This is a genomic window from Desulfonatronum lacustre DSM 10312, from assembly GCF_000519265.1.
GTDB lineage: Bacteria > Desulfobacterota > Desulfovibrionia > Desulfovibrionales > Desulfonatronaceae > Desulfonatronum > Desulfonatronum lacustre.
The window spans coordinates 438,893-463,286 of sequence record NZ_KI912608.1; the positions used below are offsets into that span (position 1 = coordinate 438,893).

The 24,394-nt window shown below is 61.3% G+C and carries 25 protein-coding genes and 1 tRNA gene; 5 read left to right on the forward strand and 21 right to left on the reverse strand.

The window, feature by feature from the left end; translation table 11 throughout:
* Nucleotides 1-51: 51 nt before the first annotated feature.
* The 4 genes from DESLA_RS18180 to DESLA_RS0102030 all read left to right on the forward strand — a co-directional run bounded on the left by DESLA_RS18180 (nucleotide 52) and on the right by DESLA_RS0102030 (nucleotide 3,277).
* Entirely contained in the window at nucleotides 52-1,395 is a 1,344-nt protein-coding gene (locus DESLA_RS18180; RefSeq protein ID WP_051434832.1) for a sigma-54-dependent Fis family transcriptional regulator, read from the forward strand.
* 2 nt (nucleotides 1,396-1,397) lie between these two features.
* Nucleotides 1,398-2,429: a tRNA (N6-threonylcarbamoyladenosine(37)-N6)-methyltransferase TrmO gene (tsaA, locus tag DESLA_RS22155; RefSeq protein WP_028571186.1), complete on the forward strand. Its 1,032-nt coding sequence runs from the start codon at nucleotides 1,398-1,400 to the stop codon at nucleotides 2,427-2,429.
* A 74-nt stretch (nucleotides 2,430-2,503) separates the two neighbouring features.
* Nucleotides 2,504-3,118, forward strand: a complete 615-nt coding sequence (gene wrbA, locus DESLA_RS0102025; protein ID WP_028571187.1) for an NAD(P)H:quinone oxidoreductase — start codon at nucleotides 2,504-2,506, stop codon at nucleotides 3,116-3,118.
* Between the two features lie 83 nt (nucleotides 3,119-3,201).
* Nucleotides 3,202-3,277, forward strand: a tRNA-Ala gene (locus DESLA_RS0102030).
* Nucleotides 3,278-3,587: 310 nt separating this feature from the next.
* On the opposite strand, the gene DESLA_RS0102035 is transcribed toward DESLA_RS0102030, so the two are convergent.
* The 21 genes from DESLA_RS0102035 to DESLA_RS18205 all read right to left on the reverse strand — a co-directional run bounded on the left by DESLA_RS0102035 (nucleotide 3,588) and on the right by DESLA_RS18205 (nucleotide 22,027).
* Complete coding sequence (locus tag DESLA_RS0102035) at nucleotides 3,588-3,950, reverse strand: diacylglycerol kinase (protein ID WP_028571188.1); 363 nt, start codon at nucleotides 3,948-3,950, stop codon at nucleotides 3,588-3,590.
* Nucleotides 3,951-3,958: 8 nt separating this feature from the next.
* On the reverse strand, nucleotides 3,959-6,280 hold the full coding sequence (locus DESLA_RS0102040) for a methyl-accepting chemotaxis protein (RefSeq protein WP_028571189.1): 2,322 nt from the start codon (nucleotides 6,278-6,280) through the stop codon (nucleotides 3,959-3,961).
* Between the two features lie 151 nt (nucleotides 6,281-6,431).
* Nucleotides 6,432-8,051, reverse strand: a complete 1,620-nt coding sequence (locus DESLA_RS0102045) for an ABC transporter ATP-binding protein (RefSeq protein WP_028571190.1) — start codon at nucleotides 8,049-8,051, stop codon at nucleotides 6,432-6,434.
* A 247-nt stretch (nucleotides 8,052-8,298) separates the two neighbouring features.
* Nucleotides 8,299-9,324 carry an ABC transporter permease gene (locus tag DESLA_RS0102050; protein ID WP_028571191.1) on the reverse strand — a complete coding sequence of 342 codons (1,026 nt, stop codon included), beginning with the start codon at nucleotides 9,322-9,324 and terminating at the stop codon, nucleotides 8,299-8,301.
* A gap of 10 nt (nucleotides 9,325-9,334) precedes the next feature.
* Nucleotides 9,335-10,411, reverse strand: a complete 1,077-nt coding sequence (lpxK, locus tag DESLA_RS18185; RefSeq protein WP_051434297.1) for a tetraacyldisaccharide 4'-kinase — start codon at nucleotides 10,409-10,411, stop codon at nucleotides 9,335-9,337.
* Nucleotides 10,412-10,562: 151 nt separating this feature from the next.
* Nucleotides 10,563-11,327, reverse strand: a complete 765-nt coding sequence (locus tag DESLA_RS0102060; RefSeq protein ID WP_028571192.1) for an enoyl-ACP reductase FabI — start codon at nucleotides 11,325-11,327, stop codon at nucleotides 10,563-10,565.
* A gap of 67 nt (nucleotides 11,328-11,394) precedes the next feature.
* On the reverse strand, nucleotides 11,395-12,294 hold the full coding sequence (locus DESLA_RS0102065) for a phosphoribosylaminoimidazolesuccinocarboxamide synthase (protein WP_028571193.1): 900 nt from the start codon (nucleotides 12,292-12,294) through the stop codon (nucleotides 11,395-11,397).
* Nucleotides 12,295-12,493: 199 nt separating this feature from the next.
* Nucleotides 12,494-13,795: a histidinol dehydrogenase gene (hisD, locus tag DESLA_RS0102070; RefSeq protein ID WP_028571194.1), complete on the reverse strand. Its 1,302-nt coding sequence runs from the start codon at nucleotides 13,793-13,795 to the stop codon at nucleotides 12,494-12,496.
* 151 nt (nucleotides 13,796-13,946) lie between these two features.
* Nucleotides 13,947-14,159, reverse strand: coding sequence for a type II toxin-antitoxin system HicA family toxin (locus DESLA_RS0102075; protein WP_028571195.1), 213 nt, complete (start codon nucleotides 14,157-14,159; stop codon nucleotides 13,947-13,949).
* Complete coding sequence (locus DESLA_RS0102080; RefSeq protein WP_028571196.1) at nucleotides 14,152-14,352, reverse strand: type II toxin-antitoxin system HicB family antitoxin; 201 nt, start codon at nucleotides 14,350-14,352, stop codon at nucleotides 14,152-14,154. The genes DESLA_RS0102075 and DESLA_RS0102080 overlap by 8 nt, the downstream gene beginning before the upstream one ends.
* Before the next feature lie 114 nt (nucleotides 14,353-14,466).
* Nucleotides 14,467-16,197, reverse strand: coding sequence for a Na(+)/H(+) antiporter subunit D (locus tag DESLA_RS18190; protein WP_035261228.1), 1,731 nt, complete (start codon nucleotides 16,195-16,197; stop codon nucleotides 14,467-14,469).
* Nucleotides 16,187-16,438 (reverse strand): hypothetical protein, encoded by a 252-nt coding sequence (locus DESLA_RS18195; RefSeq protein ID WP_035261231.1) that lies wholly within the window; start codon nucleotides 16,436-16,438, stop codon nucleotides 16,187-16,189. Before DESLA_RS18195 ends, DESLA_RS18190 begins: the two co-directional genes overlap by 11 nt.
* A complete protein-coding gene (locus tag DESLA_RS18200; RefSeq protein WP_035261233.1) occupies nucleotides 16,435-17,970 on the reverse strand; it encodes a monovalent cation/H+ antiporter subunit D family protein in 1,536 nt (511 codons plus the stop codon). Before DESLA_RS18200 ends, DESLA_RS18195 begins: the two co-directional genes overlap by 4 nt.
* A 12-nt stretch (nucleotides 17,971-17,982) precedes the next feature.
* Nucleotides 17,983-19,479 (reverse strand): complex I subunit 5 family protein, encoded by a 1,497-nt coding sequence (locus DESLA_RS0102100; protein WP_028571197.1) that lies wholly within the window; start codon nucleotides 19,477-19,479, stop codon nucleotides 17,983-17,985.
* Nucleotides 19,476-19,844, reverse strand: a complete 369-nt coding sequence (locus DESLA_RS0102105; RefSeq protein ID WP_028571198.1) for a cation:proton antiporter subunit C — start codon at nucleotides 19,842-19,844, stop codon at nucleotides 19,476-19,478. The genes DESLA_RS0102100 and DESLA_RS0102105 overlap by 4 nt, the downstream gene beginning before the upstream one ends.
* Nucleotides 19,845-19,846: 2 nt before the next feature.
* Complete coding sequence (locus DESLA_RS0102110) at nucleotides 19,847-20,317, reverse strand: MnhB domain-containing protein (protein WP_084031816.1); 471 nt, start codon at nucleotides 20,315-20,317, stop codon at nucleotides 19,847-19,849.
* Entirely contained in the window at nucleotides 20,314-20,616 is a 303-nt protein-coding gene (gene mbhE / locus DESLA_RS0102115; protein ID WP_028571200.1) for a hydrogen gas-evolving membrane-bound hydrogenase subunit E, read from the reverse strand. Before mbhE ends, DESLA_RS0102110 begins: the two co-directional genes overlap by 4 nt.
* A complete protein-coding gene (locus DESLA_RS0102120) occupies nucleotides 20,613-20,858 on the reverse strand; it encodes a hydrogenase subunit MbhD domain-containing protein (protein ID WP_028571201.1) in 246 nt (81 codons plus the stop codon). Before DESLA_RS0102120 ends, mbhE begins: the two co-directional genes overlap by 4 nt.
* Before the next feature lie 3 nt (nucleotides 20,859-20,861).
* Nucleotides 20,862-21,182 carry a monovalent cation/H(+) antiporter subunit G gene (gene mnhG, locus DESLA_RS0102125; protein ID WP_028571202.1) on the reverse strand — a complete coding sequence of 107 codons (321 nt, stop codon included), beginning with the start codon at nucleotides 21,180-21,182 and terminating at the stop codon, nucleotides 20,862-20,864.
* Nucleotides 21,179-21,451, reverse strand: coding sequence for an MrpF/PhaF family protein (locus tag DESLA_RS0102130; protein WP_028571203.1), 273 nt, complete (start codon nucleotides 21,449-21,451; stop codon nucleotides 21,179-21,181). The genes mnhG and DESLA_RS0102130 overlap by 4 nt, the downstream gene beginning before the upstream one ends.
* Nucleotides 21,452-22,027, reverse strand: coding sequence for a Na+/H+ antiporter subunit E (locus DESLA_RS18205; RefSeq protein ID WP_156932837.1), 576 nt, complete (start codon nucleotides 22,025-22,027; stop codon nucleotides 21,452-21,454).
* A gap of 346 nt (nucleotides 22,028-22,373) precedes the next feature.
* Between DESLA_RS18205 and uvrC the strand changes: the two genes are divergently transcribed.
* Nucleotides 22,374-24,374, forward strand: a complete 2,001-nt coding sequence (gene uvrC / locus DESLA_RS18210; protein WP_035261239.1) for an excinuclease ABC subunit UvrC — start codon at nucleotides 22,374-22,376, stop codon at nucleotides 24,372-24,374.
* The last annotated feature ends 20 nt before the right edge of the window (nucleotides 24,375-24,394 follow it).

The following is a 24,394-nucleotide window of genomic DNA, read 5'->3' on the forward strand; positions in this document are numbered from 1 at the left end:
GCCGGGCAGTTTCCGCCGTTCGACGCGCATTGGCGGCAGATTCTCGAAGTCATGCAGGAGGGGCTGCTTTTGGTGGACGCCAACGGGACCATCAAGTTGGTCAACAAGGCCATGGAAGAAATCACCGGTTATTCCCGCGATGAGCTGATCGAGTCCTCCTGCTCCATTTTCAATTGCGACGCCTGCAAGCGCGTCCGCTCCGACGCTCGCCATGCTTGGTGCAAACTCTTCGAAAAAAAAGACTTCGTGCGCAAGAGATGTCACATCATGCGCAAGGACGGCACGTACGTACATATCCTGAAAACGGCTTCCGTGCTCTACGATGACGACGGCCAGCCTTTCGGCGCCGTGGAAACCTTGACCGACGTCTCCGAGCTGGACCGCAAGGAACATGAACTCCAGCAGCTTTCCCGGCTGTTGGACGAGCGGACCATTTTTCACGGCATGGTCGGTCGTTCCGCCAAAATGCAGAATATTTTTCGGCTGGTGGAAAAGGCCGCCCAAAGCGACGCGCCGGTGTTTATCTGCGGCGAATCCGGTACGGGTAAGGAATTGGTGGCCAGGGCGATCCATGATCTGGGGCCGCGATCCGAAGAACCTTTCGTGCAGTTCAACTGCGCGGCCCTGAATGAATCGCTGTTGGAAAGCGAGCTGTTCGGCCACGTCAAAGGGGCTTTTACCGGTGCGTTCCGTCATCGCCAGGGCCGGTTTGAAGCGGCCCACGGCGGGGATATCTTTCTGGACGAGATCGGCGACCTGCCCATGTCCGTCCAGGTCAAACTGCTCCGCGTTCTGGAGACCAAGACCTTCGAGCGGGTAGGGGACAACCGGCAGCTTTCCGTGGACGTGCGGATCATCACCGCCACCAATAAATATCTTCCGAAGTTGATTTCCGAAGGCCTGTTTCGGGAGGACCTGTTCTACCGGATCAACGTGATCCCCATCCGGTTGCCGGCATTGCGCGAGCGGCGGGACGACATCCCGTTGCTGGCGGATTTTTTCATCCAACGCCTGCGCTCCAAAAGCGAAAAGGACATCAAGGGATTGAGTCCCATGACCTTGGGCATGTTCATGAGGTATTCCTGGCCCGGCAACGTGCGCGAACTGAAAAGCGTATTGGAGTACGCCTTTGTTCTGGCCGACCGCGGACAGATCGAACCGGAGCATCTGCCCATGGATATTCAGGTTCCGGTGCCCACGAAAGGCCCGACGGAATCCGTCGCTTCCCAGGCCTGTCCCGCGGAAGCCGATCAGAAGACGCAATTGGTGGAGGCCTTGCGCCGCACCGGAGGGAATAAGTCCGAGGCAGCGCGGATTCTAGGCATCAATCGGGTGACTGTGTTTAATCGGATGCGCAAGTACGGGGTCGACATGAAAACCGTGATCCAGGTGTAGCCATGGACCAGAACTTGATCTTGGCCCTGACTCCCGTCGGCGTGGTTCGTTCGCCGCTCATACGTCTGGAGGACTGCCCCAAACAGGGGCTGGAGAACGGCCCCACGGCCCGGATCGAGATCGACGCCGCGTTTCTCGATGCCCTGGACGGCCTGGCCTTGGGCGCGGAGATCCTGGTTTTCACCTGGATGCATTTGGCCGAGCGGGATCGTTTGAAAGCCAGGGCCCGGGGCAATCCGGACAACCCGCTGCAAGGGGTCTTCGCCCTGCGCTCGCCCCATCGCCCCAACCCCCTCGGCCTGCACCAGGTCCGGATTGTCGGGCTGGACGCGGAACGGGGAATGTTGGACGTCTTCCCTCTGGAAGCCGTGGACGGGACCCCGGTTGTGGACGTCAAGCCGGTCTTGGAACGGGGCCGCGGCGACGGAACGCCCTACGGCCTGCCCTGGGGCCCCCGGATCAGCGCCCGGGAAGCGGGCTTGATACGCGAGGCCGGGAGTCGGGCCTGGCAACGGGGGCTGATGGCCGGTCTGAACGGAAACATCAGTCTGCGCCAGGGCGATGCCATGATCATCACGGTTTCCGGAAGTGCCAAGGGGCGGCTGCGGCCCGGCGACCTGGCCCTGGTCAACCTGGCCTCCGGAACGGTGACCGGCCCGGGCCGACCCTCCACCGAGGCGACCCTGCACCGGGCCGTATATGCGTCACAGTCCAAGGCCCAGGCGGTATTGCACGTCCATCCTCCCCATTTGCTGGCCCTGAGTCTGGCCAAGCCCCAGGACGACCTGCTGGAACTGCCGCTCTTCGAAGCGGATGTCTGGTCCCGGAAAATGATCCGTCTGGCCCCGCTCCAGCCCGGATGCGAGGCCCTGGCCAAGCAAGTGGGCCGGGCGGCCATGGCCTACCCGGCCCTGTTCATGGAACGCCACGGTCTGGTCTGTTGGGGGCGGGACATGGACGAGGCTTTGGCCCTGGCCGAGGAGCTGGAGAGCTTGGCTCGGATCGACGTGCTGAATCGGAGCATGGTGGGCTGAAGTTGACTTCCCAGCGCGGAACAGTGAACATGACTCAATCTGTTTGTCCGAACATAAGCCCAAAGGAGTCCATTATGAAAGCCCTCGTTGTCTACTATTCGATGTACGGACACATCCACGCCCTGGCCGAGGCCATGGTTCAGGGAGTCGGTCAGGTGCCGGGCGCGACCGTTGAACTGCGTCGGGTTCCGGAAACGCTCCCCGAAGAGGTTCTTGCCAAGATGGGCGCTTTGGACGCGCAAAAAAAACTCACGACGGTCCCGGTCTGCACCGTGGACGAACTGGCCGAGGCCGATGCGATCATCTTCGGCACCCCGACCCGGTTCGGGAATATGTGCGGTCAGATGCGCCAGTTCCTGGACGCCACCGGCGGGCTCTGGGCCGAGGGCAAACTGATCGGCAAGGTCGGCAGCGTGTTCACCAGCTCCGCCACCCAGCACGGCGGCCAGGAATCCACCATCCTGACCTTCATTCCCTTCCTGTTGCACCAGGGCATGGTAGTGGTCGGTCTGCCCTATTCCTTCCAGGGCCAGATGCGCATGGATGAAATCACCGGCGGCTCCCCCTACGGCATCTCCACCATCGTCGGCGGTCAGGGCGAACGCATGCCCAGCGAAAACGAACTGGAAGGCGCCCGCTTCCAGGGACGCCATGTCGCTGAAATCGCGACGAAACTGGCCAAGCCGTAATCCATTGCCCAACGAACCGGAAAAAAAATCTTTCAACCCACTTGACTTCTCCGGCTATTTGAATAGATTCCGGCTCTTCGCACGGGGCTGTAGCTCAGCTGGGAGAGCGCTTGAATGGCATTCAAGAGGTCAGCGGTTCGATCCCGCTCAGCTCCACCAAGAAAATCAAAGGGTTTAAGCAGAAATGCTTAAACCCTTTTTTCGTTCCCACCATTTCCATTCCCACTTTTTTCCCACTATGGATTGTCGGTTTTCTACCAATTCTACTTCGGCAATGCGTTTTTCGCTTGAGAAAATGCAGTTATCGGGGTCGGTATCGGTATCGGGATAGATACTGTTTGTTCGCCAATAACCCTAATTCGACCCCGATACCGATACCGATACCGAAAGAGAAGCTTTGAATTAGAAATGGTTTTACTTGGGAAGTGAGGCGTGACATCAAGGAGGGATGGGGAAGGGGGCGAAGGAGTCAGCCGAGAAGAACCAAGGCCCAGACCACCGGGACGAGGAGGAGGGAGAGCAGGACGGCTGCGGAGCCGATGTCTTTGGCCCTGCCGGACAGCTCGTTGTGCTCCATTCCTATCCGGTCCACCACGGCTTCCACGGCGGAATTCAGCAACTCGACGATCAGGACCAGGACCACGCTGCCCAGCAGCAAGGCCCGTTCCACGCCGCCTTCTCCCAGCCACAACGCGACGGGGACCAGCGCCAGAGCGGCCAGAACCTCCAGCCGAAAGGCCTCTTCGTTGCGCCACGCGCTACGCAGTCCCAGTAGGGAACAGACAAATGCCTGGATCAGCCTGGGGATGCCTCGTAAACCGCTTTTTCCCATGGTGGGCCTCAGCACGAAACCTGCATTTCCTGGATCAGATCCCGCAGGCGGCGGATCTGGTCCACGAGACCGGCGAGTTCCTGTTCCGCCAAGGCCATGCCCTGGGCGGTCTCCGTGGAAATTCGGCTGATCTCGGAAACGGACCGGCTGACCTCCTCGCTGGCCGCGGATTGCTGGTTGCTGGCCGCGGCCATGGCCCCGACCTGGGAAGCGTTGTTTTCCACGAGGTCGGCGATCACTTGCAAGGACGCATCGGAGCGGGTGGCCAGCTCGGCGGAAGCCGTGACATAGTCCGTGGCCGATCGCACCGCGGAGATGCCGCGGTGGGTTCCGTCCTGGATTGAGGCAATGGATTCCGAGACTTCCTTGGTGGCGGCCATGGTTTTTTCGGCCAGCTTGCGCACCTCGTCGGCCACCACGGCGAACCCGCGACCCGCGTCCCCGGCCCGGGCCGCCTCGATGGCCGCGTTCAGGGCCAGAAGGTTGGTCTGGTCGGCGATATCCTCGATCACCGTGATTACCCGGCCGATGTTCTGGGCCCGTTCGCCCAGGACGTTCATGTCCGCCTGGAGGCTTTGCGTCTGCTGCTGAACCTGGGTGATGGAATCCACGACCTGGTTGACCAGCCCCCGGCCTTCCAGGGCTTGTGATTTGGCCTCATCCGAGTTTTGCGCGGCATGTCCGGCGTTGGCGGCGATTTCCTGGATCGAGGCGTTCATCTCCTCCATGGCCGTAGCTGTTTCCGCGGAGCGCTGTTCCTGCCGACGGGAACCGTCGCCCGCCTGAGTCACCTGTTTGGCGATGCGTTCCATCGCGTCGGAGACCTGCTGGGAAATTTCCTGAACCCGGGCCGCCACGCTTTCGATTTGCGTATTCTTGCCCTTGATCTCGGCTTCCTGCTCTCGGATGGTGGTCAAATCGTAGTATAGGGTCAGGACGCCGGTCAGGTTGCCGTCCCAGTCGTAAATGGGGTTGGCGTTGACGCTTAGGATTTTCTTGCGCCCCTGGACCAGTACTTCCATTTCGCCCTCCACGCGGCGTTTCTCGATGAGCGCCTGAGAGGATCTGGTCCGACGTCCGGCCTCGCCATGAAAAAACAGACCGGCATCCTGGAATTGATAGTCTTCCGGAGCGCCTTCCTTGGCTAAAATTTCCAGCAACAAGCGGTTCGTGTGGGTGATGCGGGATTCGGAGTCCAGGATGAGAAAAGGAAAGTTGGCGGAAATGCTCTTCAGGACACCCTCGGAAAAGCCCAGCTTGTTTTTCAATTCCTGGACCATGGCGGTCAGATTGCCGGCCAGTTCCGCCAGTTCGAACCGAAATCTTCCGTCCAGACGAGCGCCCAGGTCGCCGTGAGTGACCTTGCCGGCGTAGGACTCGATGGAAGTCAGGGGAGCCAGGACGTACCGCCTGAGCATGAGGATGATCAAGCCGGCCAGGAGCAAGGCCATGAACAAGCCGCTGGCGATCAGGGTGTTGCGTTGGCGGTTGGGCACGGTGTTCATCTCCGCGGCGTCAATGACGGTGCAGACCTTCCATCCGTTGAGCGGCATGGTGGTCACGGCCATGAGCATGGCCCGGCCATCGTGGCTGAAGGAGATCAGGCCCTGCTGGATGTCCATGGCCTGCCCCAGGCCGCTCTCGGCACCGGAGGTCAGAATGCGCCCCGGCTCCCGGCCATGGGCCGCCAGGCGGCCGTCATTGTCCAGAATGGCCGCGAAGCCGGTTTGACCGACGGAAATCGTATCGATGAACTGCCGGGTGAAGTTGTCCCACCGGGTGGAAACGGATACGCCGCCGGCGACCTGGCCGGTCAGGTCGCGAACCACCGCGGCGGCGCTCATGGTCGGCGCAACACCGCCCATGGCCCTGCGTACCCGGTTCTCGACGACCACCCCTTGGCCTGTGAACAATGTCCGCATGAACGGCTCGTCCTTCAGGGACATGCCGGTCAAGTCCCGGTCGTCGGCGTTGTAGCCGACGATGACGTCGCCATTTTCGTCAAACAGCGTCACGGCCCAGATATCCCCGTAGCCGCTCATGAAGTTGGTGATGATCCGGGAGGCGTCCTGGCGAAAATAGTCGGACTGCAGGGCGCTTTCAAAGGCGTTCTGCTCCGCCAGGGATGCCGTCAGGGAGACGAGGTTGTGGATGGAGTTCTCCAGGACCCGTGAGGTGGAATCGGCGACATTGTGCATGGTTCGGGTCTGCAACGTAAAGGCCATGTCGGACGTGGACTTGTTGACGTAAATGATCAACGCGCCGATGGACAGCGCCACGGAAAGGGTCACGACCAGGATCAACTGCGTGTTCAGGCTGCGAATGTTCATGCTCGGGCTCGAAGGAAAGGGTGATGGACATTACGGATTACGGTGGGTCAAAAGCAGACTCCTATATGGCTTTCATGTCGAAGTAAAACCTTGCAGCCGGTTTTACGTAAATGTAACATTCGCTACTGAACAAATCGGGCACCCGGAAAGATCAGACATCCGCCGCGGCCTCCAAGTCAAAGGCCGCGGCCATCAATGCGCGCGTGTAGGGGTGTTTGGGCCGGGAGACGACGTCTTGGGCCGGGCCCTGTTCGACCACATGCCCATGGTGCATGACCAGGATGTCGTGACTCATGGCCCGGACCACCCGCAGATCGTGGCTGATGAACAGGTAGGCGGTGCCGTGCTCGTGTTGCAGGGTGCGCAGCAGGTCCACGACCTGGGCCTGGACGGACATGTCCAGGGCCGAGGTCGGTTCGTCCAGGACCAGCACGTCCGGCTTGAGAATCATGGCCCGGGCGATGGCGATGCGCTGGCGCTGGCCCCCGGAGAATTCGTGGGGATAGCGGTGGCGGCTTTCCGGGTCCAGGCCGACTTCCTCCAGGGCCGAGGCGATCAGGGCATCCCGCTCCCGTCCGGCATGTCCCAGGCGATGCACGGCCAACCCCTCGCCGATGATCTGAGCAATGGACATCCGCGGATTGAGGCTGCCGAAAGGGTCCTGGAAAACGATCTGCATGTTCCGCCTGAGTGGGCGCAGGGCGCGGGGGGGCAACTGGTGGATTTCCCGGCCCTGGAAGACGATCCGGCCCGTGGAGGCGTTCAGGCGCAGTAGAGCCAACCCCAGGGTGGTCTTGCCCGAGCCGGATTCCCCGACCACGCCCAAGGTCCGGCCGGGATACAGCCGTACGTTCACGCCGTTGACGGCCTTGACGTGCCCCTTGGTGCGCTTAAGCAGTCCTTTCCTGATCGGAAACCAGACATTGACCTCCCGCCCGGCGAGTACCGGCTCCGTGGAAGCGGGGTCGGCCACCGGGCCGTCCCGGGGCTCGGCCTTCAAGAGCCGTTGGGTGTAAGGATGCTCCGGCGTGGTGAAGACCCGCTCCATCGGACCGGACTCAACGATTTTGCCCTCCCGCATCACGCAGACGTCGTCGGCGTTTTTGCGCACGATGTTCAGATCGTGGGTGATCAGGAGCATGGCCATGCCCAGGCGTTGTTGCAAATCCTTGAGCAGGGCCAGCACCTGGGCCTGGATGGTCACGTCCAGAGCCGTGGTCGGCTCGTCGGCGATGAGCAGATCCGGGTTGTTGGCCAGGGCCATGGCGATCATCACCCTCTGACATTGACCCCCGGAAAGCTGATGCGGCCAGGAGGACAGCTTTTGTCCGGGATCGTCCAGGCCCACCAGTTCCAGAAGCTCCACGGCCCGCGCTCTGGCTTGGTCCGGAGCAAGCTTCTGGTGCAGGCGCAGGGTTTCCACGATCTGCTTTTCCACCGTGTGCAAGGGGTTGAGCGAGCTGTGCGGCTCCTGAAAGATCATCCCGATCCGTCCCCCGCGCACTTCGCGCAGCACCGCTTCCGAAGCGCCCAGCAATTCCTGGCCGTCCAGCAGAATCGAGCCGCCGGGGTGAAAGGCCTGGGGATAGGGTAGCAATTGAACCAGGGACAGGGCCGTGACCGATTTTCCGGAACCGGACTCGCCCACCAGGGCCATGGTTCGCCCCTTACGCAGCGTGAACCCGACGTTTTGCACGGCGGGAACGATGGCCCCGGAGCCGTGAAAGGAGACGGACAGGTCGCTGACGTGGAGCAGGGGGGAAGTGGGCATGGGGGGAAGTCAGAGGGCTGAAGGCTGATTTATAAGTAGATGTTGGGGCAACTCTTATGGAGTTGGGATCGAAATCGAAATCGTGATCGCAATCGAGAATAACGACTCTACGCTGGGACGATACCGATTTCGATACCGATTTCGATTCCAAGCGGGTTCTGGGTATCGCATCATGTTGATCGCAAATCAGATCGAGGGGGGCCGACAATGGCTCCGCGTGCGGCTGGGAAAAGAATTGGTTTCGTCATCATACCGTCTTCTTCCTCGGATCAAAAGCGTCCCTGGCTGCCTCGCCGATGAAGATCAGCAGGCTGAGCATTACGGCCAGGACCATGAAGGCGGTGATGCCCAGCCAGGGGGCCTGGAGGTTGGCCTTGCCCTGGGCCAGGAGTTCCCCCAGGGACGGGGAGCCCGGCGGCAGGCCGAAGCCGAGGAAGTCCAGGGACGTCAGGGTGGTGATGGAGCCGTTGAGGATGAAGGGCAGGAAGGTCAGGGTGGCCACCATGGCGTTGGGAAGGATGTGCCGGAACATGATGGTCAGGTTGCCAACGCCCAGGGCCCGGGCCGCCCGGACATAGTCGAAATTGCGGGTCCGCAGGAATTCCGCCCGGACCACGCCCACCAGGGCCATCCAGGAAAAAAGCAGCATGATCAGCAGCAGCCACCAGAAACTGGGCTCGATCAGGGCCGAGAGGATGATGATCAGGTAGAGCAGGGGCAGGCCGGACCAGATTTCCATGAACCGCTGGAAGAGCAGGTCGGTCCAGCCGCCGAAATAGCCCTGGACCGCCCCGGCGGCAATGCCGATGACCGTACTGGAAAGGGTCAGGAGCAGGCCGAACAGCACGGAAATCCGAAAGCCATAAATGACCCGGGCCAGCACGTCCCGGCCCTGGTCGTCGGTGCCGAGCCAGTTTTCCCAGCTGGGCGGGGAGGGGGCCGGGACGTCCAGGTTGAAATTCACGGTCTGGTGGCTGTAGGCGATGGGCGGCCAGAGCATCCAGCCCTTTTCCCGGATCAGGTCGGCCACGAACGGGTCGCGATAATAGGCCTCAATGGGGAAGTCCCCGCCAAAGGCGGTTTCCGGATAAACCTGGAAAATTGGGAAGAACCACTGCGCGTCGTAGCGGACCAGGAGCGGCTTTTCATTGGCGATGAAGTCCGCGCCCAGGGTGGTCAGGAACAAGACCAGAAAGATCCACAGCGACCAATACCCGCGCCGGTTCTTCCGGAAATTGGCCCAGCGGCGTTGATTCAGGGGGCTCAGACGCATGGGCGGACCATCATACCTGGGTCAAGCGGCGTTCCAGCCAGTCCTCGAACCGGGGAGCGTCGGTGGTGAACGGCGCGAATCGGACCGACATGTCCAGGCTCCACCACTGCGGCGCCTGGATCGGCCCTCGGTTCGCCTCCTGTTCCTGGGGCAGTACGTCGCGGATTTTGACGGCGTCCTTGGCCGTGCAGACCAGGTGATCCGTGTTTGCGGTTGCGGCTTTTTGGGCCAGCCGGGCGACGTCCTTGGCGGAAAAGGGATGGTGATCGGCAAAGGCGTCGAAGCGGACCGGCTTGCGGCCCAGGAAGGTTGAAGCCGTGTGCTCCACGGACAACGGGTCGGCCACGCCGCTGAACAGGAGGTAGCGTCCCTCGGCTTGGGAGGGCAGATCATCCCGGCGTTCTCCGGTGCGGAGGTTGGTTAGGAGCAGGGGCAGCGGGGTGAAAAAAAAGATCGGTTTTTTGTACGTTCCAAGCTGGTGGTCGATCCGTTCCCGTAGGCTGGCGTTCATCATCTTCAGGTCCGGCAGCTTGATCAGGAAGGCGTCCGCCCGGGACAGAGCGGAGGGGCCTTCGCGCCAGGGGCCGCTGGGCACGACTCTGTTCCAGTCGGTGTCCAGGTCCTGGAGGGTCAGCAGCGCCAAGTTCACGTCCCGGGCCACCGCCATGTGCTGCAATCCGTCGTCCAGCAGGAACAGATCCGGTTGCCATGCGTCCCAGGCCCATTTTCCGGCCCGGGCGCGTTTGGGGTCCACCACGATCCTGGCAGCCGGGTTGGAACGGGCCAGCAGCAATGGCTCGTCACCGGCTTCATGCGGGGAGGCGTCCGATTCGACAAGGAAAGGAAGGCGGGGAGGATGGGCGCGGTAGCCGCGGGTCAGCAGCACGCATTGCTTGTTGTTCTCCGCGGCCCAATTCAGCAACCAGGCGCAGACCGGGGTCTTGCCCGTGCCGCCCCAGCGGACGTTGCCCACGCTGATGCAGGGCCGGGGCGGTCGCCATGCGGAGAAAACGCCTCGGACGTAGGCGGCGGCGCGCAGGGCCATCAATGCGCGGTACAGCGCGGCAGGTGGGGAGAGGAGACGCATGCGCAATAGCTCAGTATGGCCGGGAAAATCGTGCTCGTGTTCAGCCGGTTGCGGTGTTCGGAATCGATTTCGATTTCGATTGCGATTGCGATTTCGATAAGGAACACCGCTTTATTGAGCACGAGCACGATTTGAGATCGTGGACCAGGTGTCACATGCCCATGATGTTATAGCCGGCGTCCACGTAGATGGTTTCTCCGGTGATGCAGGTGGAAAAGTCCGAGGCCAGGAACAAGGCCAGACCGGCGGCGTCTTCCTGGGTCACGTTGCGCTTCAGGGGCGCGCGGTCCTCGACGTGCTTGAAGATCTGCTTCATCCCGGAGATGCCCGAGGAGGCCAGGGTTTTCAGCGGGCCGGAGCTGATGGCGTTGACCCGGACCCCGCGCGCGCCCATGTCCACGGACAGATAGCGGACGCTGGCCTCCAGGGCGGCCTTGGCCACGCCCATGACGTTGTAGTTGGGAATGACCTTTTCCGCGCCGTAGTAGCTCAGCGCCATGACCGACCCGCCCTCGGACATCTGGGGCTCGAAGGCCTTGCACAGGGTCACCAGGGAGTAGCAGGACACGTCCAAGGCCAGGGCGAAGCCGGCGCGGGAGGTGTCCACGTAGCGTCCGGCCAAGTCGTCCCGGTTGGCGAAGGCCACGGAATGGACCAGGATGTCCACGCCGCCCCATTTTTCGGCGACAATCTGGGCAGCGGAGGCGATTTCCTCGTCCTTGGTCACGTCGCAGGGAAAAATGAAGTCCCCGCCCAACTCCTCGTTGATGGGCTCAACCCGTTTGCGGATGGCGGCGTTGACGAAGTTCAGGGCGATGGACGCGCCCTGATTCTTGAAGATCTTGGCGATGGCGTAGGCGATGCTGCGATCGTTGGCCACGCCAAAGATCAGTGCCTTTTTTCCGGATACGAGCATGCGAGTCTCCTTTGATGGTGTTCGCGGGACCGAAAGAATATTCAGGGAAAGGTTATTGGGAGATGGGTCAGGGAAGTTCCAGCCGTTGGCCGGTGAGCATGGCGTAGGCGTCCAGGTAGCGGTCCCGGGTCTGCTCAACGACGTCCGGGGGCAGGTTCGGGCCGGGCGCTTTTTTGTTCCAGCCGCTTTTGGTCAGCCAGTCCCGCAGGTATTGTTTGTCGAAGCTGGGCTGGGAATGGCCCGGAGCGTAGCCCTTCTGGGGCCAGAACCGGGAGGAGTCCGGGGTCAGGACTTCGTCGATGAGCAACAGCTCGTCGCCCACGAGACCGAACTCGAACTTGGTGTCCGCGATGATCAGGCCCAGGCCTTTGGCGTATTCCCGAGCCTGGGAGTAGATGTCCAGGGAAATGCGCTCCACGGCGGCGAACCGCTCCTGCCCCAGGAGTTCCGCGGCCTTGGCCACGGAGATGTTCTCATCGTGTTCGCCCACCTCGGCCTTGGTGGAGGGGGTGAACAGCGGTGGGATCAGTTCCTGGGATTCCTGGAGCCCCGAGGGGAGTTGGTGCCCGCAGACCATGCCGGTGTCCTGGTAGTCCTTCCAGCCGGAGCCGGTGATGTAGCCGCGCACGATGCACTCCACCGGCAGCGGGGCCGCCTTGCGGACCAGCACGGACCGACCTTCCAGTTGGTCCGCATAGGGGTGCAGGGCCTTGGGAAAGTCGGCGACATCGGCGGCCAGGAGATGGTTGGGGACAACGGCGCGCATCCGATCCATCCAGAACAGGGTGATTTTGTTCAAGACCACGCCCTTGTAAGGGATCGGATCGGGCAGGACCACGTCGAAGGCGGACATCCGGTCCGTGGTTACGATGAGCAGGGTGTCCGCTGAGACTTCGTAGATGTCTCGAACCTTGCCGCGGGAGAGCAGCTTAATTTCAGGCAGGGATGTTTGACTGAGGATTTTCATGGTTTTCCGCGATCAGTGGGTTGGGGTTGATGGGCGTTCTTCTTGGTGATTCACGGGCAATACATTGTTGGCGGGAAGAAAAAAGTCAACTCTTGTCACTCCAAGCACTTGATCCGTCAGTCCGCATGCGTGACGATTTTGGAGCAGTTGCCTCCGTGATTCGGCATTTTGGATGACGGAGTGCCTGCCTAATGGCGGTTCAGCCTCTTTGTAGAACCGAGCGGGCGTGGGCGTCCAGCCCTTCCAGCGTCGCCAGTCGGGCCACGGCCGGGCCGTGTTCGGCGACATACGCGCACGACGTGGCGATTATGTTGGATTTCTTGATGAAGTTGTCCACGGAAAGGCCGGAAGTGAAGCGAGCCGTGCCCATGGTGGGCAGGACGTGATTTGGTCCGGCGAAGTAGTCGCCGATGGGTTCCGGGCAGTGATGGCCCATGAATACGGCCCCGGCGTTGCGGATCAGTCCCAGAAGCCGCCAGGGATCGTCCACGCACAGTTCCAGGTGTTCCGGGGCCAGAAGGTTGATCAACTCCGTGCCGACACGAATGTCGGGCACGAGGATCAGGGCGCCCCAGTCAGCCAGGGATTGCGCGGCGGTTTCCGAACGCGGGAGTTCCGCCAATTGCCTGGAGAGCGCGGCCTTGACGTTGTCCAGGAGCGACTGGCTGTCGGAGACGAGGATGGAGGCGGCCAGGGGGTCGTGTTCGGCCTGGGAGAGCATGTCAGCGGCCACCCATTCGGGATTGGCGGAAGCGTCGGCCAGGATGGCGATCTCGCTGGGCCCGGCGATCATGTCGATGCCAACCTGGCCCACCAGCAGGCGCTTGGCCGTGGTCACGTAGATGTTGCCCGGCCCGGCGATGACGTCCACCGCCGGTACCGTCCCGGTGCCGAAGGCCAAAGCGGCCACGGCCCAGGCGCTGCCCAGGCGGTAGACCTCGGTGATGCCCAGCAGGGCCGCGGTGGCCAGGATATAGGCGTCCAGGGTCCCATCGGCCCGGGGCGGGGAAACCGCGGCCACGGCGTCCACTCCGGCCACCTGGGCCGGAACGGCGTTCATGATCAGGCTGGAAATCAAGGGCGTGGTCCCGCCCTGGCCCCCGGGAACATACAGGCCCACCCGCTCCACGGGCCGAACCATCTGGCCGAGGATGGTTCCGTCCGGCTTGGTCTGGAACCAGGAGCGTTGGACCTGCTGCTCATGAAAACCGCGCACATTGCCGATGGCGGCTTCCAGGATGGCGACGTCTTCCGAAGGGATGGAGGCCAGGGCCGCGGACAGATCGGCCTCTGGAACGCGGATCATATCCGCCTGAAAGTCGGGGCAGTCAAAGCGGCGGGTGTAGTCGACCAGGGCCTCGTCCCCTTGTTCCCGGACCTGGGTTAAAATGTCGCGAACCCGTTGTTCCATGGAGAGATCCGGACTCCAACGCCCCTTGAGCCAATCATTCAAGGCCCGCCAGTCGTCCTTCGAGGCATAGCGTAATTCACGGCACGGCAAAATGGTGCTCCTTCATGTGGTTGAAAAAAGTATGGGCAAGTATTCGCGTATGCGCATCGGACAAAAGATGGAGGCGTGAAGCAACGCGGTAAGCGGTTTGAATCGCGGTGGAGGAGGCAGTATGGTCAGTTGGTTGAAGAGGGGCAGCATGTCAGACAAGTTTTTTGAACTCGTCAACCGTCAACCCCGCATCCCTGATAATTCCGCCCATGGTGAAGGCATCCACGGGATTTGCGCGAGGGATGGTCAGAATCCTCTCGCCGTTGGTCATGGTGATATGTTTTCTTGTTCGAACAACCCGGAAGCCGCATTTTTCAAAAGCTTTAACGGCTCGTTGGTGGTTGATCCCGGCAAGTTTAGGCATGAGCGACTTCTACGTACCGTACTTCCTTTTCCGCGGACAGCAAGTCCATGACATGAACATAGTCCTCAATGGCTTCCTTGATATTCTCAAGGGCTTCTTCTTCCGTGGCCCCTTGCGACCAGCACCCTGGGAGGCCGGGCACCCGAACGGAATATCCTTCATCGGTTTTTTGGATATTTACGGAATATCTCATGTAACGTCCTTTTTCGGCTGGCTGTGCCCTCTGTGAAGAGTCGGACTTGAAAAAACAAACGGGCTTCTTTTACGAAGCCCGCTTGGTGAGGTCAATGTTTGCGGATGGAGGGCATCAGCGCCAGAGGCTCCAGGCTGCTACGGCAACCGTGACCAGCAGGGTCAGGGTGATGGGCGTGCTCAAGGGCTGACGGTCGGCGTCCGCGTCGAAGTCGCGCAACGGTCGATGCAGGGTACGCAAAACATGCATGGGGTCCGAGGAAAGGAAGGATACGAAGTCGGCGAAGCGGAAGCTCAGTCGTTCCGCGGTGTCGAAGAAGACGTTCACCCAGCCGATGAAGAACCGGCGCAGGTACGGGGCCAAGCGGCGATAGAACCAGTCCACGTCCAGGGAGATCTTGTCCTTGGGCGTCAGCTTGGCCCGGACCAGCCAGAACCCGAGGAACGTGAAGATCAGGATCTGAGTGGTTTCCACCAGCAATGGGATGGCGAACGGGGTGAAGTCCATGAAATAGGGCAGTTCGGCATAGAGCAGCCCGGGAAAGACGCCGTAGATCACGCAGAGCACGGCCACGCCGGTCATGGCCGCGAACATGCCCGTGGGGATGGGCCGCAGCTGGGCGTGGTGCGTTTTCTCTTCATGGAACCAAGTATAGTAGGGCAGCTTGATGCCGACGGAGAGAAACGTGCCCACGGAAGCGAAGATGAGCAGGAACTTCACGGCGTAGGCGGAGCTTTCCCCGGCCGCGGTGATGATCATGGTCTTGCTGATAAAGCCCATGAACAGCGGAAAGCCGGAGATGGACAGAGCCCCGACCATGTACAGGACCAGGACCCATTTCATCCGCGACGCCAGGGCTCCCAACTCGCTGAGCTTGCTGGTGCCCGCTGCGTAGAGCACGGCGCCGGTGGCCATGAACATCAGGGTCTTATACAGGATATTGCTGAAGGCAAAGGCCGCGGCGCCGTTGAGGGCCAATTCCGTGCCGATGCCCACGGCGGCGATCATGTATCCGACCTGGCTGATGATATGGTAGGAGAGAATTGCCCGAATATCGTTGGCCAAAAACGCGTAACTCACGCCCCAGAGGGCCATGGCCACGCCCATGATCATCAGGATCGGCCAGCCGGGAAAGAGGACGATGGCCACGTAGACCGCGACCTTGGTGGTGAAGGCGCTGAGAACGCAGGCTCCGGTGATGGTCGCCTTGGGATAGGCGTCCGGCAGCCAGGCATGCAGGGGGACCATGGCCGCGTTGATCATCACGCCGAAGAACATCAGCCAGGCGGCCAGGGATTCACCGGGAGCGAATCCACTTTCAGGCAACAAGAGCGAGCCGGTGGACTGGGCGTGGACGATGATTCCCGCCAGCAGGAGACTCCCGCCGAACAGGTGGTACAGCAGGTAGCGCATACCGGCCTGCTGGGAGGACTTGGTGCGCTGCGCCCAGATCAGATAGGTGGAACCGGCGGCCATGATTTCCCAGCAGACCAGCAGGGTGAAGAAGTCGCCGCAAAAGGTCACGCCCAGGGCGCCGCCGGCGTACAGCAGGGCCGCGGCCTGTTGCCCGGTTTCGCGCATGTGCAGGGCGTACACCCCGCAGAAAAAGGCGATCAGGGCGAAGATGATCCCAAAGACCCGACTGAGCTGGGTGACCTGGAGGACCACCAACTCGTAATGGGCAAAGGGCATGGTGACCACGGTTCCCAGGGGAATGGTCAGGATGAGGATCAACGCGGCGATGGGGAATGCCAGGAAGGCCGCGGGCCGGGCGTTCTTGGGCAACAGGGGCAGGATGATCAGCCCCAGCCACATGACGAGAACCGGAGGCAGTTCAATGGGCATTGGTGTTCACTTCCTGATCGGTATCTTGGTCTTGCTGAAGAGCGTCATAGTAGTTGGGCTTCTGGGCGATGAACAGGTTCGCGCAGAATTTGGCCACGAATATGAGCACAAGGCTGCCGGCGAACCCAAATACGGCGAAAAAGCCGGGAATGGCTTCCCACCAGTAATGGTGTTCGATGAATTGGCCAATGACCGAAAGCAAGGTGAGGCCGAGTAGAACGATCCAGTGCCACTTTTTCATGGCCAGACTCCCGAAGCGGTGAAGATTGCCGGCAGCTGGAAGACGCTTTGCGAGATGCCCGCTGCCAGGTCATACATGTTGAGAATAAAATTGGGCTGCAGGCCCAGCACGACGGACAACGTGGCGACGATGCAGATGGGCACGACCATGAACAGCGAGGCCTCCCCATGCTTTTCCAGGTCCTTGCCGCCGGGGCGGAAGAAAGCCCGCTGAACGATGGGAAAGAAGTAGGCGGCGTTGAGCAGACCGCTGAGCAGGAAGATGCCCAGGATGATGGTCTGGTCCGCGGCCATGGCCCCCTGACAGAGGAACCATTTACTGACAAAGGCGTTGATGGGCGGCACGCCGGCCAGGCCCAGGGCCCCGATGGTGAAGGCCCCCATGGTCCAGGGCATCACCCTGCCGATGCCGTCCAGCTGGGATATCTTGGTCTTATGCAAATTGACGTAGATGGCTCCGGCGCAGAAAAAGAGGCAGATCTTGGTCGTGGCGTGGTTGGAGAGGTGCAGCAGCCCGCCGGTGAAGCCCTCGGGGGTGAGCAGGGCCACGCCGAGCACGATGTAGGACAGGTGCCCCACCGTGGAATAGGCCAGCCGACGTTTCAGGTCGTCCTGGTTCAGGGCGATCAGCGATGCCAGGATGACCGTGGCTCCGGAGAAGGTGGCCAGGATCAGGTTCAGGCTGAATTCATGCATCACTTCCGGTCCGAAAATGAACCCCACGACCCGGATTACGCCGAAAACCCCGGCCTTGACCACGGCCACCGCATGGAGCAGGGCGGAGACCGGTGTCGGAGCGACCATGGCCGCGGGCAGCCAGCTCTGGAGGGGCATGATGCCGGCTTTTACGCCCACCCCGGCGATGAACAGGATGAAGACCACCTTGATCAGTACGGGGTCGAGCACGATCCCGCCGAAGATTCCGCCGGGATTGAAATCCAGCGTGCCGGCGATGGAATAGGTGATCCCGATGGCCGCGATGAGCACCACGCCTGCGGACATGGCGTAGAGCAGATACTGCCGTCCGGAGCGCATGGCCTCCTTGTTTTCCTTGTGGATGACCAACGGATAGGTGGCCAGGGACAGGATTTCGTAGAAAATCAAAAAGGTAAGCAGGTTGGCCGAAAAGGCGATGCCGATGGTGGCCGAGAGGCAGACCGCGAAGCTGGCGAAGTAGCGGGTCTGCTTTTTTTCATTGGCCCCGCGCATGTAGCCGATGGAGTAGAACGAGGTCAGAATCCACAGGCCCGAAGCGACCACGGCGAAGAGCATGCCCACGGCATCGGCCCGCAGCTTCAGGGCGATGTCCGGAGAGGCCGAGATCTGGACAATGGTGAATTCCGCCACTTCTCCGGCCATGACGCCGGGCAGCAGGGACAGAACCAACGGGAACTTGATGAACGCCGCGGCCAGGGTCCAGAACTCGCGCATGTTCGGCCGGTTGGTGCTGGCATAGATCAGCGGGACCGCTGCCAGGGAAACCAGGACCGCCAGAAAGGGAACCGAGGACGTATAGGTGACGATTTCGTGCATTTTAGTAGTCCCTTAGAGCCAGCCGGGGATCATGGGCACGATGAGGTTGGTGACGATCCAGGCGTTGGCGAAGCCCAGCACCAGGAGGCTGATGGCCAGAAAGAGGGTTGGAATGAGCATGGACGCCGGGGCTTCATTGCGGGCGATGGTCTGTTCGCTGTAGTCCACGCCGCCGGTTTCCTGCGGTTTGAGGTACATCCGCTCCATCACCCGGAAAAAATAGGCGACGTTGAGAATGGTGCTGATCAGCAGGGCCGTGAGGAAAATCCAGTGGGACTGTTCAATGGCGCCCAGGGCCAGATACCACTTTCCGAAGAAGCCGGCCGTGGGCGGCAGGCCGATCATGGAGATGGCGGCCAGGGTGAAGGCCGCGGACGTCCAGGGCATGGATTTGCGCAGGCCGTTGGTCATCTGGGGGATGGAACTGTGGCCGAGGCGCAGGCGCATGTTGCCGCTGACCAAAAAGAGGCAGCACTTCATCACGGCATGATTCAGGGCGTGCAGGATGGCCCCGATGAAGCCCAGGGGCGAGGCCAAGGCGATGCCCACGGCGATGTACCCGACCTGGGCCACGCTGCTGTAAGCCAGCATTCGCTTCAGCTCGGACTGGCAGATGGCCATGATCGAGCCCCAGATGATTCCAATCGCGCCCAGGTATCCGATGATCGCGAGGATATCCAGTTCGTTGCGCAGATAGTCCGGGTCCACCACGAAGAACAGGACCCGTAACAGGACATAGGCCGAAACCTTGGTGCCGATGGGCGCGATCAAGGCCGTGGCCGTGGTGGAGGCATGGGTGTAGGCGTCCGGCAACCAGGCGTGCATCGGAAACAAGGCCATCTTCAGGGCCGTGCCCAGGACGATGAGCACCAGGCCGACGATCACTGCCGGTGAATCCTGGACCAGGGGCATCAGCTCGGCGATATCCGCCATGTTCAGGGTGCCGGTGCTGATGAAAATCAGAGCCACTCCCAACAGGTAGAAGGTCGCGCCCACGGTGCCCATGACCAGGTAGCGGAAGGCCGAGACCACGGCCCGCTTGTCGCCGATGGCGACCAGGGCGTATCCGGCCAGTGCTCCGATCTCCAGGAAGACGTAGAGGTTGAAGAGGTCGCCGGTCATCACCATCCCGGCCAGTCCGCCCAGGAGGAGCATGGACAGACTGTAGAAGGCGATCTCTTTCTGGGGGATTTCGTATTCCACGCTGCGTTTGCCGAAGACCATCACGATGAAGGTCACGCCGCAAAGCAGGGTACAGACAAAGGCGGAGAGGGGGTCCAGGACGAATTCGATCCCGATGGGCGGCATCCAACCGGCGATGTGGTAGCTGATCCGACCCTGGGCCAGGGTGGCCTGCATGCCGATTACGGAAAAATACAGGGCCAAGGCCGATCCCAGGACCGCGGTCAGGTGCGCCGCGGCGCGATGCACGGACCCCACCAGGGGGACGAGCATGGCCGCGAAGAGGAACGTGATCGGGATGAGGACGGGAGCTTGGGAGCTGATCATTTCATCCGCTCCAGGAGGGTTGGTTCGTCAAGGGTTTTGAATTCCCGGTAGATGCCGATGAGCAAAGCCAGGGCCACGCCCAGGGTGACCACGGCCACGACGATGGCGGTAAGCATCAGGGTGTGCGGCAGAGGATTGAGGTAGAGCTCAGGATTTTCCACGCCGTAACGCGGATCCAGGACCGTGACGCCAGCCCCTTCCTTGTAGGCGCTGACAATCCAGAACAAGATCGTACAGGCCGCGACCACGGACATGCCCAGGACTTTTTTCATCAGATTCTGCTTCATCATCATCCCGTAAAGTCCGATGGTGAACGTAGCGGCCAGAAAGATGTAGGCGTAATAGCCTTGGATGAATTCGATCATGGTCAACATCCTAACAGGTCGTCGTAAATGGAGACGAGCGTTGTCATGACGGTTATGGTTACTCCTACCTCAATCATCAGGATGCCGTAGTAGCGGAGGTAGGCCGGGTCGAGCCATGGCATGGGGAGAAAGTGGTAGTCCAGAAAGTTGCCTCCGAAGAGAACGGCCACCAGGCCGATTCCCGCGAAGATCAACGCCCCCAGGGCGCTGAGGCGCAGGGTAATCCAAGAGGGCATGATCGGCTGGGACAGGGAGGTTCCCAGGCTTAAACGCAGCAGCAAAATCGCCGCTGCCAGAAGCACGCCGCCTTGAAAGCCGCCTCCAGGACTGTAGTGGCCGTGAAAAAAAACGTACAGGCCGATAAGCAGAATAACGGGGGAGATGCCCCGGCTGGCCAAATGGATGATGGGGCTCTCGGTGGGCGCCATCATGGTCGTTTCCTTGCTGCACAATTCCACGTTTCTGCTGCTCATGGCTTCCTCCGTCGAACGTTCAGAATGAAGAAGCAGGCGATCCCGCCGGCAAAGACGACGATGACCTCGCCCATGGTATCAAATGCCCGGTAGTCGGCGAGGATGACCGTGACCATGTTCGGGGTTTTGGTGTCTTTATAGGCGTGCTGGATGAAGTAGGTTCCAGCAACCGGTGTGCCCGCGGGGTTGACGTGCTGGTGCACCGGAGCCGTAACGTCGCCCCGGGGCGGCAGGTTCGTGACCGCGATGATCAAAATGCCCAGAAAGGCCAGAAGAAGGAAATATTGAAGTGTTTTCAATCTCGACTCTTCCTTGATGTCATGAGGATGGCGACAATGCTGAACACACCCACGGCGCCCGCGCCGACCACCGCCTCGGTGAAGGCTACGTCGATGGCCCCCAGGGAGACCATGATCGCCGCGGTGAGAAAGCTGAAGATGGTCAAGATGACCGCCGCGGCCAGCAGATTGCGGACCGAGAGGCCGACGACCGCGGAAACGATCAGGATTACGAAAAGAAGGAATTCAATCATCCAATGCATGGATCAACCCTCGTTCTTAGGGTTTCCGTACCAAGGCTTCATGCCGTAGAGCAGGGCGCGGCGGGCCAGGGCATGGGCGGCGACGGGGCTGGTAAAGGCCACGAAGACGATGATCAGCAGGAGTTTGGCAGCGTTCAGGGTGAATCCCTCGAATACGGCCAAGCCGGTCAGGAACATCAAGATGCCCAGGGTGTCCACTTTCCCGGAGGCATGGGCCCGGGTGAAGAAGTCCGGCAGACGATTGATGCCGATGCTGCCCACGAGCATGAAGAACGTTCCACCCAGGACGAGAAGGACGGCCAGTCCGTCTTGAAGAAAGGTCATTTCGCGGCCCTCGCGCTGGAACGAAAATATTTGGCCATGGCGATCACGCCGACGAAGTTCAGGATGGCGTAGCCCAGCGAGATGTCGATGAACATGTCCAGGCGATCGAACATCAGGCCGAAGAGCAGGATCAGGGTCAGGATCTTCGCTCCGACAGCGGCGGATCCCAGCAGGCGGTCGAAGACCGTCGGCCCCTTGTAGACCCGATAAAACGGGATCAGCAGGGCAATGCACAGGACCAAGGCGATGGTGATGAAAAAGGTCTGCATCTATTTCCCCCGTCCGGAAGTGATCAGTTCAATATCGCAGCACATGTCCTCACGTTCACACTCCCGCATGTACAGCCGGGCCACCCTGGCTTCCATGTCGCCGCTGACCAGGTCTTCCTCGGTGTCCCGGGTCAGGGCGTGGACCGTGAACAGATCGTCTTCGATGTCCAGGGTTAAGGTGCCCGGAGTCAGGGTGATGGAGTTGCCGAGAATGACCCGGGCCAGGACGTTGGGCTGCTTGGAGGTGAAGCGGACGATCATCGGTTCGATGGGCATCTTGGGATGCAGGACCACGTAGGCCACGTAGACGCCGGACTTGATGATCTGCCAGACCAGCCAGAACAGATAGACGATCAGCCTGGGGATGATGATCCGGGTCGAGCCGCAAGGTTCGTCCTTGGCCAGGGGGATGGAGTTGAGCTTGCCGCTGAGCCAGATGACGAAAGCGATGGAGATGGCTCCCCAGAGCAGGTAGATGGCGTCAAGCTTGCCGCTGAGAATCAGCCAGATGGCCGATAGCAGCAGGATCTGGAGGATCAACCCGCGGTGGCGAAGCCAGAAGGATGTGTTGTTCATTGTGCTAAAGGGAAACACCCGGTTGAAAGAGGAACGGTTGCGTTGCAAGGACAACTTTGCACATTTTGGAACAAGGTGGGCAGGGCTTATGTTATTTCAGGGCCTGCTGTCAAGATTATCAGCCAAAAAAAGGTCATTTATCGACTGGATTGTGATTTCGTGGACAAGGGGGCATGCGGGTGGGCGCTATGCCGATTGAAAGGCGCTTTCCGTGGGTGATGGCTCGACCTTGGCACGTGAAGATACTGCACGTGAAGATACTGGTTGTTGAGGTCAGAGGCTGTCAGCGCTAGTATGCAGTGCTTCTGGTCGTTTTCGTCCACCTTCCTTCACCCCATCGACTTCCATGACTGAACCAGTTGTTTCGCACCTTGGTCGCCAAGAGCCGCGGTCGTTTTCCCTCTCCCGTGACCATCCCGAAGGCCCCGGCGTCTATCTGTTCAAGGACGCCAAGGGGCGGATTCTCTATGTCGGCAAGGCCAAGAACCTGCGCCGCCGGTTGGCGTCCTACTTTCGGCCTCCGGCGCAGCTCCCGCTCAAAACCCGAGCCATGGTCGCCAAATCGGCGGCGGTGGACACGCTGTGCACCACCACGGAGAAGGAAGCCCTGCTCCTGGAGTCCAGCCTGATCAAAAAGCATCGTCCCCGTTACAACATCTGCCTGCGCGACGACAAGCAGTACGTGCTGTTCAAGCTGGACGCCCAGACCGAATATCCCCGCCTGACCCTGACGCGCAGGGTGCTCAAGGACGGGGCCCTGTACTACGGCCCGTTCATCTCCTCCCAGGCCGCCCGCCAGACCCTCAAGGCCGTGCACCGCTTGTTCAAACTGCGCCGCTGCAAGGACACGGTGTTCCGCAACCGGATCCGGCCCTGCCTTTACCACCACATGGGCCAGTGCCTCGGGCCGTGCGTGCTGGAGGTCTCCAGGGAGAACTACGCGGACATGGTCCGCAGGGTGCGGATGTTTCTGGGCGGTCGATCCAAGGAGCTGGCGGCACTTCTCAAGAAGCGCATGCAGGACCACTCCGAACGGCTGGAGTACGAAAAGGCCGCGGAGATTCGCGACCTGCTCAAAGGGATTCAACAAACCCTGGAACGCCAGGTGGTCGTGCTGTCCGACGAGTTGGACCGGGACGTGATCGGCCTGGTCCGCAACGCCCGTGGCGTGGGGCTGAGCGTCCTGTTCATTCGACAGGGGCGGCTTCTGGATAGCAAGAGTTTTTTTTGGCCCGCGGTGGAAGAGTCTGGAGGTGACGAGCGGGCATCCCTCGGGATGATGGATGGCCTGGAAGTCCAGCTGACCGAGAATGCGGAACACCCTGCAATCAAACAGAGCCAGGCTGTGGACGGAATGGAGGGTGAAGCGGTCGGCGGTCTGGAGGACGAGGACGGCGGCGGCGAGGTGCTTGAGAGCTTCCTGGTCCAGTTCTATGGCCCGGAGCGGTTCATCCCGGAGCGGATCGTCCTGCCGACGCGGTTGTCGTCGGGAACCGTGGAGAACGAGTCCATTGTCCAGTTGCTGGCCGAACGCCGCGGTGCGTTGGTCCGCCTGACCGCGGCCCGGGGCGAGGCCGAGCGGCGGCTGGTGGACATGGCCGAGGCCAATGCGCTGGAAGCCATGAAGCGGAGGGAGCCGGACCTGGCCGCGCTTTTGGCCGCCGGTCTGCGCCTGGCGACCCCGGTCCGGCGCATTGAGGCCGTGGACGTCTCGCATCTGGGCGGGCAGGGCGTCCGGGTGGGCATGGTGGTCTTCGAGGACGGGCGGCCGCGCACGGACGCCTATCGCGTCCACGCCATGCCCGAGCTGGAGGGAACCCATGACGACTACCTGGCCCTGGCCCACTGGGCCGAGCGGCGGATCAAGGCCGGGCCGCCGTGGCCGGATTTGCTGCTCATCGACGGCGGCCTGGGGCAGCTCGCCGCCGTGCAGAGAGTCTGTTCCGCCGCGGGTCTGGAACAAACCTGGAACCTGGCCGCCATGGCCAAGGCAGGCCGCCGGGGCGGGGAACTGGAGGACAAGGTGTTCCGACCGGGCCGCAAGAATCCGCTCCCGCTTCGGCCCGGAAGCAGGGAACTGCTTTTTTTGCAGCAGATCCGGGACGCGGCGCATCGGTTCGTGATCTCCCGGCAGCGCCAAGCCCGGAAACGCAAGGCCCTGGACACCCGCCTGGAAGCCATCCCCGGCGTAGGACCAAAGACCGCCAGACTGCTCTGGAACCACTATCCGGACATCGCGGCCATGGTCCGGGCCTCCCTGGAAGAGCTGACGGCCCTGCCCGGCCTGGGGGCGGATAAGGCCAGGAAGGTTTATGAGGGGTTGCGGGAAGGCCGGGACAAGGGCTGACCCGCCAAACTTCAAGCCAG